This is a genomic window from Methylobacterium sp. E-046, assembly GCF_022829625.1.
Classification (GTDB): Bacteria; Pseudomonadota; Alphaproteobacteria; order Rhizobiales; family Beijerinckiaceae; genus Methylobacterium; species Methylobacterium longum.
Genome location: NZ_JAKSYP010000211.1, coordinates 123,746 through 135,001, shown reverse-complemented (window position 1 = coordinate 135,001; position 11,256 = coordinate 123,746). Strand labels below are relative to the sequence as shown.

Here is an 11,256-nt window from a genome sequence, read left to right as displayed (position 1 = left end):
CGTGCTGCCGGCACTGCTGATCCATTACTGCGGGCAGGGCGCCCTGATCATCGCCGAGCCCGACGCGATCGAGAACCCCTTCTACCGGCTCGCGCCCGACTGGGCGCATTACCCGCTGGTCGCGCTGGCCACGATGGCCACCGTCATCGCCTCCCAGGCGGTCATCTCGGGCGTCTACTCGCTGACCCAGCAAGCGATCCAGCTGGGCTTCATGCCGATGATGCGGGTGGTCCATACCGATCAGGAGGAGCGCGGCCAGATCTACGTGCCCGGTGTGAACTGGCTGCTCGCGGCCGCGACGCTCACCGCCGTCGTGGTGTTCGGCTCCTCCGACGCCCTGGCGGGCGCCTACGGCATCGCGGTCTCGGCCCTGATGGGCATCACCACGCTGCTGGCGGCGCTGATCGCGCTGCGCTGGGGCTACAATCCGATCCTGGTCTGCGCGGTCAACGGCTTCTTCCTCGCCATCGACGTCGTTTTCTTCGCCGCCAACAGCGTGAAGCTGTTCGAGGGCGGCTGGTTTCCGCTGCTGCTGGCGGCCGTGGTCGCCTTCCTGATGCTGACTTGGATGAAGGGCAATCAGGTTCTCGAATCCGTCCGCCAAGCCATGCGCATGTCCGAGGCGACGTTCCTCGCCAGCCTCGCCTCGCATCCGCCGGTGACGCTGCCCGGCACCGCGGCCTTCCTGACCGCCGCCACCGAGGGGATCCCGATGGCGCTCGGCCGTCTGCTGGAGCGCAGCCGCTGCCTGCACGAGCGGATCCTGCTGATCACCGTCCTGTACGAGGAGGATCCGGTGATCCCCGCGAGCGAGCGCGCGCAGGTGACCCTGGTGGCGCAGGGCATTCGCAAGGCGATCTCGAAATACACGCCCGGCATGGAGCGGGTGGTCCTGCGATACGGGTTCATGCAGACCGCCTCGATCCCCGAAGGCCTGCAATGCGCCGTGGCCAGCGGATTGCTGCCCCCGGAATATCTCGAGGACATGACCTACTTCGTCGGACACGAGGTGGTGATCCCGTCGCCGACCCATCCCGGCATGGCACCCTGGCGGGAGGGCCTGTTCGCCTTCATGAAGCGCAATGCCGAGCGCACGGGCGCCCATTTCGGACTGCCGACCCGCCAGATCGTCGAGGTCGGGACGGAGATCGAGATCTGAACCGGCCGGTCGTGACGGCGCTCCCAGAAGGCGGCCGGCCGCCATGTCGACGCCGCCGAGTCCGCCGGGTGCATTGAAAACGGTCGCGTTCGCAAGCATATCGCCACCGCGTTTTTCCCCACAGCGGAGGCATCACCCGTGAGCGAGACGATCGAGCGGCACGAGTTCGGGGCCGAGGTAGGCCGGCTCCTCGACCTTGTCGTGCATGCGCTCTATTCCGACCGCGAGATCTTCCTGCGCGAGCTCGTCGCCAACGCCGCCGACGCCATGGACCGGCGGCGATTCGAGGCCCTGACCTCGGCGGCGAGCGCCCTGCCGCCGGACGCCAAGGTCCGCATCGCGCCCGACAAGGAGGCGCGGACGCTCACCGTCTCGGATGCCGGGATCGGCATGACCAAGGAGGACTTGGCCGCCAACCTCGGCACCATCGCGCGCTCCGGCACGCGGGCTTTCTCGCAGACGCTGGAATCCGCGAAGGCCGAGGACCGGCCGAGCCTGATCGGCCAGTTCGGCGTCGGCTTCTACTCGGCCTTCATGGTCGCCGACCGCGTCACCGTCACGTCGCGCCGCGCCGGCAGCGACGAGGCCTGGACGTGGGCCTCGGAAGGGCAGGGCAACTACACCCTCGAGCCCGCGACCCGGGCCGAGCCGGGTACCGACATCGTGCTGCACCTCAAGGAGGATGCGGACGAGTACTTGGAGCCCTACCGCCTCGACCATCTGGTGCGGAAATGGGCCGATTTCATCACGGTCCCGATCGCCATCGCGCATGACGGGAAGGACGAATCGGCCAACCAGGGCACGGCGCTCTGGCGCAAACCGAAATCCGAGGTCAGCGACGAGCAGTATGAGGAGTTCTACCGCTCCATCGGCATGAATTTCGACAAACCCTGGGCCACGCTGCACTGGCGCGCCGAGGGGCAGCTCGAATTCTCCGCGCTGCTGTTCGTGCCGGGCTCCAAGCCGTTTCAGGCCCTCGACAACGATCGGCAGAGCAAGGTCCGCCTGCACGTGCGACGGATGTTCATCACCGACGAAGCCGAGCTGCTGCCGCCCTGGCTGCGCTTCGTCCAGGGCGTCGTCGACACCGAGGACCTGCCCCTCAACGTCTCGCGCGAGATGCTGCAATCGACCCCGGCTCTGGCGCGGATCCGCCGCGCCGTCACCGGCCGCGTCGTGTCCGAACTCGCCACCCGCGCCAAGGATGCCGACGGCTACCAAGCCTTCTGGGAGAATTTCGGTCCCGTTCTCAAGGAGGGCATCTACGAGGATTTCGAGCGCCGGGGCGAGATCGCGCCGCTGCTGCGCTTCCGCTCGTCGGCGGTGGAGGGCTGGACTTCGCTGCCCGACTACGTGTCCCGCATGAAGGACGGACAGGAGGCGATCTACTACCTCGTGGCCGACGATGCCGAGGCGCTGAAATCGTCGCCTCAGCTCGAGGGCTTCAGGGCGCGTGGCCTCGAAGTGCTGCTCCTCTCCGACCATGTCGACGCCTTCTGGCCCGACCAGCTCGGCACCTTCGACGGGAAGCCGCTCCGCTCGATCACCAAGGGCGGGCTCGACCTGTCGAAATTCGCCGTCGCGGGCGAGCAGGCGGAGGCGCTCGAGGGCATCGATGCCTTCGTGGCCGCCGTGAAGACCGCGCTGGGTGCCGAGGTCGCGGACGTGCGCACCACGGACCGGCTGGTCGATTCGGCGGTAGTCCTGTCGGCCGGCACCGGAGGACCCGACCTGCAGATGCAGCGGCTCATGCGCCGTGCCGGGCGCGCCGGTGCCGGGCAGCCGGTCCTGGAGATCAATCCGCGCCACCCGCTGATCCGCGCGTTGGCCGCCGCGCCCGAATCAGAGGTGCCGCAGGCCGCCGGCACGTTGCTCGACCTCGCGCGCATCCAGGACGGCGACAGCCCCCGCGACCCGGCTGCCTTCGCCCGGACCGTGGCGGCGGCCCTGGCGACTGCCAGGGGCGCGTAGGACTACTTAGGCACGGGGGGCGGAGGCTGCCCTTGGCGCGCGGCGTGTGTCTTCGCACACATCCGCGCCCGGCGATCGCGGCTTCGGTTGATCATTCGGAAATGGTCGAGCCATAACTTCGCCACTGGTCGGGAGCATTGCCCGGCCCGTGGCGCGGGCGCGGTGGGGGCCGCAGGCGTCGGACCCCACTTCCCTCGCGCGCTCGGCGCGCCTCACGGACGCTGCATGAACCCGGTCGAGGCTCAAGCCGGCAACGGACAGGCGGTCGCGGCGGCGCGGACGCGGGCGCATGCCCAGGCGTACCGCCACAGCGGCCGCGTGCGCGCGATGCGTCGCCTCATCCCGGTGATGGCCGGGGGCTCGGTGGCGCTGCTCCTCGGCTTCCTGTTCAATCCCTTTGCGACCCAATTGCCGGGCGTTTCGGTCGGACCGGTGACCCTCGCCGGATCGAAGGTCCGCATGGAGAACCCCCGGCTCGCCGGGTTCCGGCAAGGTACGCGCGGCTACGAGGTGACGGCCGACGCCGCCCTGCAGGACGTGCGCAAGCCGAGCCAGATCGAACTGCAGCAGATGCGGGGACACATCGCCACCGACGACCAGGGCGGCGTCGCCCGCCTGTCGGCGGCCTCGGGCCTGTTCGACACGGCCCGCGAGGCCCTCGACCTGAAGACCGACATCCGGATCTGGACCGACAAGGGCGAGGAGGCCCGGCTGCGCTCGGCGGCCGTCGCGTTCAAGACCGGCGCGATCACCTCGCAGGAGCCCGTCACCGTCTCGAGCCCGCGCGCCACCGTGAGCGCCGACAGTCTCGACGTGGTGGAGAGCGGCAAGCGGATCTCCTTCGTCGGCAACGTCCACGTCGTTATCGCCAACGCGGATCAGGCCGAGAGGCCGCCTCTGCGGGTACAGACCTCGGATGCGCAAGCCGCGGACGGTTCCCGATGAGCGGTGCCCGCCTGCTATGGGCCGCCCTGGCGGCAGGACTGGCGTTCGCCGGTCCGGCGCTCGCCGAGAAGCCGGCTGCCCGCAAGGACTCGCCCTTCGGCAACATCGGCGGTGGCGGCAAGGACCCGATCAAGATCGACGCCGACCGCCTCGACGTGTTCGACCGGGAGAACAAGGCGATTTTCGCCGGCAACGTCGTGGCCGTTCAGGGCGACAGCACCATCCGGTGCTCGACCATGACGGTCCATTACAAGCGTGGCAAGGACGGGACGGGCAAGCCTGCGAAGGGCGATGCGAAGGATGACGGGGCCGAAGCTTCGGCTCCCCGGAATCCCGCGGAGAACGGTATCCAGAAGGTCGATTGCGCCGGCCCGGTGACGGTGGTGCAGAAGGATCAGGTCGCCACGGGCGACCGCGCCGAATTCGACCAGGACGCCAAGCGGATCGTCCTCACCGGCAACGTCGTGCTGAGCCAGTGCCAGAACGTCACCCGCGGCCAGCGCCTGGTCTACGACATGAACACCGGCCGGGCGAACATGGACCCGGTGCCGGGTGGCCGCGTCTCCGCCCTGTTTGTGCCCGGCGAGAAGGCCGACGCGAAGGACGGCAAGGCGAAAGGCTGCGCGCAGCCGCCGCCGGCCAGGCCGAAGGCGCAGGTCGATTGAGCGGCGCCGTGGCGTTCGAGGCTGGCCCGGAGCAGGCGGCGGGTCGCACGGGCTGGCTCGGCCGCCTGTTCGGCCGGCGCGCGCGGCCGGAGGAGGGCGCCGCGGTCGACGGCTGGGCTCCGAGCGACGAGGGCGGCCTCGGCATCCTCAGCGTCCGCGGCCTGCGCAAGAGCTACGGCGCCCGGACCGTCGTCCACGAGGCGGGTCTCACGGTCCGCACCGGGGAGGCCGTCGGCCTGCTGGGGCCGAACGGCGCCGGAAAGACGACGATCTTCTACATGATCACCGGCCTGGTGGCGGCCGACCGCGGCCAGATCAGTCTGGACGGCCTGCCGATCACCCACCTGCCCATGTACCAGCGGGCCCGGCTCGGCATCGGCTACCTGCCGCAGGAGGCGTCGATCTTCCGCGGGCTCTCCGTGGAGGACAACATCCGCGCGGTGCTCGAGGTGGTCGAGCCGGACCGCAAGGAGCGCGCGCGCAAGCTGGATGCGTTGCTGGAGGAGTTCGACATCGCGCGCCTGCGCAAGGCGCCCTCGATCGCCCTCTCGGGCGGCGAGCGGCGGCGCTGCGAGATCGCCCGGGCGCTGGCCTCCTCGCCGACCTTCATGCTGCTGGACGAGCCCTTCGCGGGCATCGACCCGATCGCAGTGGGCGACATCCAGGACTTGGTGAAGCATCTCAAGCAGCGCGGCATCGGCGTGCTGATCACCGACCACAATGTCCGCGAGACGCTGGGCCTGATCGACCGCGCCTACATCGCCCATTCCGGCCGCATCCTCACGGAGGGGACCCCCGAGGAGATCGTGGCGAACCCGGAGGCGCGGCGGCTGTATCTCGGCGAAGATTTCAGGCTCTGAACCGACATTCCGGTCTGACGGACGACATCACGGCGACGCCGCGGCGAACCTCCCGGCGGCTCACCCCTTCCAGTTCTTCAGCGCGGCGAACGGGCTGTCCGATCCCGCGGGCTTCTCGGGGTTCAGCACCGGCTCCACCTGGGCGATCGCGTCCGCCATCGAGAAGGCCGACCCGTTCTGGAGACGGCCGCCTGCGGCGTCCCGGTGCCCGCCGCCGCGGAACAGGCGGGCGCCGTCGAGCGCCGTGCCGTCGATGGAGCGGAACGAGAGATTGCCCATCCGCTGGACATTGACCACGCGCTTGGCCCGACCAGCCTCCATGATCAGGTCGGAGACCCGCTGGAAGGTGCCGGAATCGAGGGCGAAGGACAGGAGCGTTCCGTCCTTGAGCGGGCGGAACAGGGTGTCCGAGCGGGCCAGCGCCCGGGCGAGCCGCATGCGCGTGGTGAGGTCCGGATCGTCGTCGGGGGCCTCGCGCAACAGGGAATCCACCACCCCGATGCGGATCGCCGCGGCGCGTCGTTCGAGCTCGGCCGGGCTCGCGCCGTCGCGCAGGGCCGACGCGGCCGCGAGCAGGATGTCGGACACGAAGCGCTCGTGCCACGGATGGCCCACCGGCACGTAGCTCGACACCACGTCCCAGAACAATTCGTCGAGCGCCAGGCCACCGCGGAAATGCGGGCTCTCCTTACGCCAGAGGTCGAGGGCATCCACCGCCGCCAGAAGGCTTGAGAGATCGGTCTCGGGCTCGCGGGTGGCGAACAGGGCGCGATGGTCGAAAGCCATCCGGGTCGCGCAGATGTCTTCCTCGATGAGCACCGCGATCTCGGGGTCGCCGAGATCGATCCGGTTGAGGCCGGGGCGGTCCGGATCGGCGGCCGGCTCCAACCCGAGGCGCTTCAGCTGATCGAGGGACGAGGCGTGGTGATCGAGGACGACGAGGCGGTGCTTCCGGCCCTCCTCCCGGCGGCGGTTCATCGCGGCGAACTTCCTCAGACCCGCGATGGTCTGCTCCTCCAGGCCGAGGTCGGTCATCAGCAGCGCCTCGCCTTCGGTCGCCCGGCCGAGGCGCTTGATCTCGTCCTCGAGGACCGGACCGACATCGCTGTAGCGGGGCACGTGCACGACGCGCTCCACCGTCGCGCAGGCGGCCGCCACCGTGGAGGCACCGTAGCCGTCGAGGTCGTGGTGGGTGATCTGGGTCAGGCGCAACGGAGCTGTCTCGGACGATGAGGGTTGCAGGCGGTCTACGATGCCAGGCGCCGGGAGGCGAGGGCCGAACGCCTCTTCCAACGACCCAGGATCGATGCAGAATGCGGGTTGGCCGTCGCGAGTCGCTGACTTGGTCGGTTCGGAGCCCCGAAGGGGCCCGTCATCCCGGGAGGATCCGATGGCCTTGGCCGCGACGCCGCGCCTGCGGCGCATCCAGACGATCTCGCTCGCGCTCCTGGTGACGGCGGGCGTCGTCAACTACGTCGACCGCGCCACCCTGGCGGTGGCCAACCCGCTGATCCGCGAAGATCTCGGTCTGTCGATCCCCGACATGGGACTGCTGCTCTCGGCGTTCCTGTGGGCCTACGCCTTCGCGCAGCTGCCGGCCGGGGCCCTCGCGGACCGACTCGGCCCGCGCCTGACCCTGACCCTCGGCCTCACCTGCTGGTCCTTCGGCCAGATGCTCGGCGGCGCCGTGTCGTCGTTCTGGCAATTCGTCAGCGCCCGCATCGTGCTCGGCGTGGGCGAGGCGCCGCATTTCCCCACCTGCGCCCGGGTCTCCCGCGACTGGTTCAACATCCGCCAGCGGGGCACTGCCACGGGAATCTGGAACTGCGCCTCCTCGCTGGGCACCTTCCTGGCCCTGCCCCTGCTGACCTTCCTGATGGTCAGCTTCGGCTGGCGTGCGATGTTCGTGATCATGGGGGCGGCCGGGCTCCTGCTGGCTGCGATCGTCTACCTGGTGTTCCGCAATCCGCGCGAGACCGATCTGACGCCCGGCGAACGCACCTTCCTGGAGGAGGGCGACGGGCCGAACGCGCGTCGCGCGGTCACTTGGAGCGCGTGGCGGCGGCTGTTCGGTTTCCGGACCAGCTGGGGAATGATCATCGGCTATTTCGGCTGCATCTACATGACGTGGCTCTATACGGCGTGGCTGCCCAGCTACCTGGAGATCGAGCGACACTTCACCCTGCAGAAGACCGGTCTCATCGGCTCGATCCCCTTCGCCTTCGGCGTGTTGGGCGGCATCCTGGGCGGCCGGGTGGTCGACATCCTGGTCCGCCGGGGCGTCGACCCGATCCGCAGTCGCAAGATCCCGATGGCCGCCTCCCTGGTGGCGACCGCCGCTTTCACCGTGGTGGCTGCCCTGACGCCGAGCGACACGCTCGCCATCGCGTGCATCTCGGCCTCGCTGTTCCTGGTCTACATGAGTTCATCGGCGGCCTGGGCGATGGCCTCCGTGGCAGCGCCGGCGAGCTGCACGGCCTCGCTCGGCGCCATGCAGAATTTCGGCGGCTACATCGGCGGCGCCCTGGCGCCCACGATCACGGGCTTCATCGTCGGCGGGACGGGGCATTTCTCGATGGCGTTCATCACCGGTGCCGTGATCGCCCTGGTGGCGGCACTCGGCTACTGGACGCTGATTCAGGAGCCGATCACCGAGGAGATGCCGACGGCTACCACCGTGGGTAGCCTGCGCACCGCCGGCTGAGGCGGCCTGAGCGGTCGCGCGTAGGATCTCCGCTGCTTCGCCGGGGCCGGCAAACCGCTCCCTGGACGGTCGCTTCCGCGATCATGCGAATGGAGGCGTCTCGGTGGGCGACGCCGCCGAAGCCGCCAAATATAAACCCCGTTGCGCTCGATGCGAATACTACACTTTGACACCGGCCTGCGTGACGATGGGCGTGCGTTCTATAGTCGTGCCTAATATCCACGCGTGCTGCGGATGCGGACTCGGCGAGCGCGTGTGGATCGGCAGGATCCGGTCGTTTGGATACGGCTTCGATGTCCAGCCTGACCCGTGATCACGTCGCGCGCCTGCGCGACGACCTTGAGACCGGCTTCGAAAGCGGCCTTGAGGAAGCTGTCGTCGACCCGGCGCGCTGGCCGGAGCCGCTCGACGGGGCGTCACGCCTCCGGCAGCAAGGGGCATGCTCCTCCGATCGGACCGGACGGCGGTCGACAATTTCTACACGCCCGCCCCGGAGGATGCCGCGCAGCGCTACCGCGGCCAGGGCCGGTGCCGCGAGGATCCTCGCCTGCGCGGGCGGCCGATCATGCGCGCGGGGCGTCGCGGTCGATCAGGACTTCGCCACATCGGAGGAGTTCGCGCGCCTGCCGTTCGATGAGGACCTGCTCGCCCGAGGCGACCTGCGGTGTTTCGCGGGGCTCGGCTTCGCGGTGAAGGACCGGCTTCGGTGCCTGTCGCGGCTGCGCCGGCGGGCAGGCCTGCTGACCGCGGTCGACGAGATGGCCCGGCTCGTCGGATCGACCCAGGCCTTCGCCGTCATCAAGCGCCGCGACGTCCTCGATTGCGCGGGGCGGGTGCTGCACCTTCCGCAGCCGGCAGCGGCGCGGGCTCCGGGGGCGCATCGGCCGACGCCCGTGGCGGCCCGTCTCGCTCAGGCCCTCTCCGGCGGGACATTCCTCGCCGAGGCGGCATCCCGCCTCGCGGCCACCGCAGCGAACGCCCGCTGATAGCGGAAGGCGATTGTCGCCAAGACCGGGACGGACGCTCCATTGGATCTCGTCGGGCTCGTGACCGGGATCGCGCGCTGAGTCCACAACCCATCGTGACGGACGGACCGGGAACGGGTCCGCCCGCGGCGCGGTTTCGACAGGGACAACAGGAGATCACCTCGATGACCAATCGGATCGCACTCGCCGCCGCCCTCACCATCGGTGCCCTGCTCGCCGGTGCTCCGGCCGAAGCGAAGGGATGCCTCAAGGGTGCCGTCGTCGGCGGTGTCGCCGGCCACGTGGCCGGTCACGGCAAGATGGGCGCCGCGGCCGGCTGCGCCATCGGGCACCACAACGCCAACAAGAAGGCGAAGCAGGGCTGAACGGATCCGATTCCCAATGGAGGGCTGGTCTTCGCCGCAAGGCCAGCCCTTGAACGAACGCGCGTCGCGACGGAGCCGGACCCCTGCCCAGGGTCCGGCTTCTCTGTATCCGACTGTCTCGCCGTGCCGGACGCGACACCCGCGCCGCACGGAGCCGGCATGACGGGGAATGCGGAGCGGCGCCGGCCGCGTTGCCGGATCGCCGCGGACTCGGATATCGTGTCGCCGTGACGGACATGATACGACCGGCCCGCGAAGCCGACCTTCCCGCCATCACGGCGATCTACGGGGATGCCGTCGCCACCAGCACGGTCAGTTTCGAGACCGAGGCGCCGACCCTGGCCGAGATGACCCGGCGCTTCGCGCTCCTGCGCGGCGACGGATTTCCCTATCTCGTTGCCGAAAGGGACGGGGCGATCGCGGGTTACGCCTATGCCGGCCCCTACCATCAGCGCGCGGCCTACCGCTCCACCGTCGAGGATTCGATCTACGTGGCGCGGGCCTTTCGCGGTCGCGGGGTAGGCCGCAGCCTGCTCGCCGCGCTGATCGCGGCCAGCGAGCATCTCGATTGCCGGGCGATGATCGCGATCATCGCCCAGAGCGGCTCCCAGGCCTCCGTGGTGCTGCACGCGAGCCTCGGCTTCACCCCGGTGGGCACCCTGGTAGGCGTCGGATACAAGCACGGGCGCTGGCTCGACGTGACGCTGATGCAGCGCCCCCTCGGCGCGGCTCGCGACGCGCCGCCGACCCGGATCTGAGTGCGGGCCGACGGACGTGCGGAACGGCCTGTATCCCTTCAGCCCTAAGCTGCGTTGTCATGATGCGAACAACTTCGCGCGGGAGAGGGCGGGCAAGAAGCGCATGCCGTCCGGCGTTCCGCCCGGCGCAGGCGATACGCGGGATATGAGGCACCTGCCGCGCGCGAGCGATCTTCGCGAGGGCGGTCAGGTGTCCATTACGGCGCGTGAGGCAAGGAGTTCGGGAATGAGGTTCACTTCGATCGGCCGCCGCGTCGCGCCGCTCGCGATCCTGGCGCTCGCGGGGCTGGCGGGTTCGGCGCGCGCCGCAACCCCGACTGATCCCAGCGGCACCTATCTGACCGAGGATGGCCGCGCCCGCGTGCGCCTCGAGAAGTGCGGCACCGCCGCGGACCGGCTGTGCGGCTACGTGGTCTGGCTGAAGGTCCCGCTCAACGAGAAGGGCGAGCCGCGGATCGATTTCAAGAATCCCGATCCCAAGAAGCAGGCGCGTCCGTCGCTCGGCCATCAGCTCATCATGGGCCTGCGGCCGAACGCCGATGCCCACTACGAGGGCAAGATCTACAATTCCGAGGACGGCAAGTCGTACGACGTCACCATCTGGACCGAGAAGCCGGGTGAGCTGACGGTGCGGGGCTGCCTGATCGCCTTCCTGTGCAAGTCGCAGACTTGGAACAAGGTGGCCGACCTCGCCCCCGGCCAGCTCGCCGGCCCGACGAACGGTCCCAGCGGTCCGCGCAGCGATCCGGAATTCGCCACCCCGGCCAAGTCCACCGCCAAGGCCGGTGCGAAGCCGGCGGCCAAGCCCGCCGCGCCTGAGGCCGCTCCGCAGGAGTGAGGGGC

General features: G+C 69.7%; 11 protein-coding genes. 10 read left to right on the top strand and 1 reads right to left on the bottom strand.

The window, feature by feature from the left end; genetic code table 11:
• From MKK82_RS22040 to lptB, 5 genes are all read left to right on the top strand, one after another.
• Window positions 1-1,159 (top strand): KUP/HAK/KT family potassium transporter (locus tag MKK82_RS22040; protein ID WP_243986855.1); only part of this gene is annotated, 1,159 nt, incomplete at its 5' end.
• A 138-nt stretch (window positions 1,160-1,297) separates the two neighbouring features.
• On the top strand, window positions 1,298-3,130 hold the full coding sequence (gene htpG / locus MKK82_RS22035) for a molecular chaperone HtpG (protein ID WP_238288577.1): 1,833 nt from the start codon (window positions 1,298-1,300) through the stop codon (window positions 3,128-3,130).
• 225 nt (window positions 3,131-3,355) lie between these two features.
• Entirely contained in the window at window positions 3,356-4,075 is a 720-nt protein-coding gene (gene lptC / locus MKK82_RS22030; protein ID WP_238288579.1) for an LPS export ABC transporter periplasmic protein LptC, read from the top strand.
• Window positions 4,072-4,740: an LptA/OstA family protein gene (locus MKK82_RS22025; RefSeq protein ID WP_238288581.1), complete on the top strand. Its 669-nt coding sequence runs from the start codon at window positions 4,072-4,074 to the stop codon at window positions 4,738-4,740. Before lptC ends, MKK82_RS22025 begins: the two co-directional genes overlap by 4 nt.
• Before the next feature lie 8 nt (window positions 4,741-4,748).
• Window positions 4,749-5,600, top strand: coding sequence for an LPS export ABC transporter ATP-binding protein (gene lptB, locus MKK82_RS22020; RefSeq protein WP_373323343.1), 852 nt, complete (start codon window positions 4,749-4,751; stop codon window positions 5,598-5,600).
• A gap of 60 nt (window positions 5,601-5,660) precedes the next feature.
• Here lptB and MKK82_RS22015 read toward each other — a convergent pair whose 3' ends face one another.
• On the bottom strand, window positions 5,661-6,812 hold the full coding sequence (locus MKK82_RS22015) for a dimethylmenaquinone methyltransferase (RefSeq protein ID WP_238288584.1): 1,152 nt from the start codon (window positions 6,810-6,812) through the stop codon (window positions 5,661-5,663).
• Window positions 6,813-6,990: 178 nt separating this feature from the next.
• On the opposite strand from MKK82_RS22015, the gene MKK82_RS22010 reads away from it, so the two are divergent.
• The 5 genes from MKK82_RS22010 to MKK82_RS21990 all read left to right on the top strand — a co-directional run bounded on the left by MKK82_RS22010 (window position 6,991) and on the right by MKK82_RS21990 (window position 11,251).
• Window positions 6,991-8,304, top strand: a complete 1,314-nt coding sequence (locus MKK82_RS22010) for an MFS transporter (RefSeq protein ID WP_238288586.1) — start codon at window positions 6,991-6,993, stop codon at window positions 8,302-8,304.
• A gap of 497 nt (window positions 8,305-8,801) precedes the next feature.
• Entirely contained in the window at window positions 8,802-9,290 is a 489-nt protein-coding gene (locus tag MKK82_RS22005) for a hypothetical protein (protein ID WP_243986851.1), read from the top strand.
• Between the two features lie 164 nt (window positions 9,291-9,454).
• Window positions 9,455-9,655, top strand: a complete 201-nt coding sequence (locus tag MKK82_RS22000; protein ID WP_238288590.1) for a hypothetical protein — start codon at window positions 9,455-9,457, stop codon at window positions 9,653-9,655.
• Between the two features lie 227 nt (window positions 9,656-9,882).
• Window positions 9,883-10,413, top strand: a complete 531-nt coding sequence (locus MKK82_RS21995) for a GNAT family N-acetyltransferase (RefSeq protein ID WP_238288592.1) — start codon at window positions 9,883-9,885, stop codon at window positions 10,411-10,413.
• Between the two features lie 226 nt (window positions 10,414-10,639).
• Window positions 10,640-11,251, top strand: coding sequence for a DUF2147 domain-containing protein (locus tag MKK82_RS21990; RefSeq protein ID WP_238288594.1), 612 nt, complete (start codon window positions 10,640-10,642; stop codon window positions 11,249-11,251).
• Window positions 11,252-11,256 lie beyond the last annotated feature (5 nt).

Bases quoted from the DNA above. Each gene is read 5' to 3' on its own strand.
- lptC (WP_238288579.1), top strand. From the start codon at position 3,356: ATGAACCCGGTCGAGGCTCAAGCCGGCAACGGACAGGCGGTCGCGGCG.
- MKK82_RS22025 (WP_238288581.1), top strand. From the start codon at position 4,072: ATGAGCGGTGCCCGCCTGCTATGGGCCGCCCTGGCGGCAGGACTGGCG.
- MKK82_RS22010 (WP_238288586.1), top strand. From the start codon at position 6,991: ATGGCCTTGGCCGCGACGCCGCGCCTGCGGCGCATCCAGACGATCTCG.
- MKK82_RS22005 (WP_243986851.1), top strand. From the start codon at position 8,802: ATGCCGCGCAGCGCTACCGCGGCCAGGGCCGGTGCCGCGAGGATCCTC.
- MKK82_RS22000 (WP_238288590.1), top strand. From the start codon at position 9,455: ATGACCAATCGGATCGCACTCGCCGCCGCCCTCACCATCGGTGCCCTG.
- MKK82_RS21990 (WP_238288594.1), top strand. From the start codon at position 10,640: ATGAGGTTCACTTCGATCGGCCGCCGCGTCGCGCCGCTCGCGATCCTG.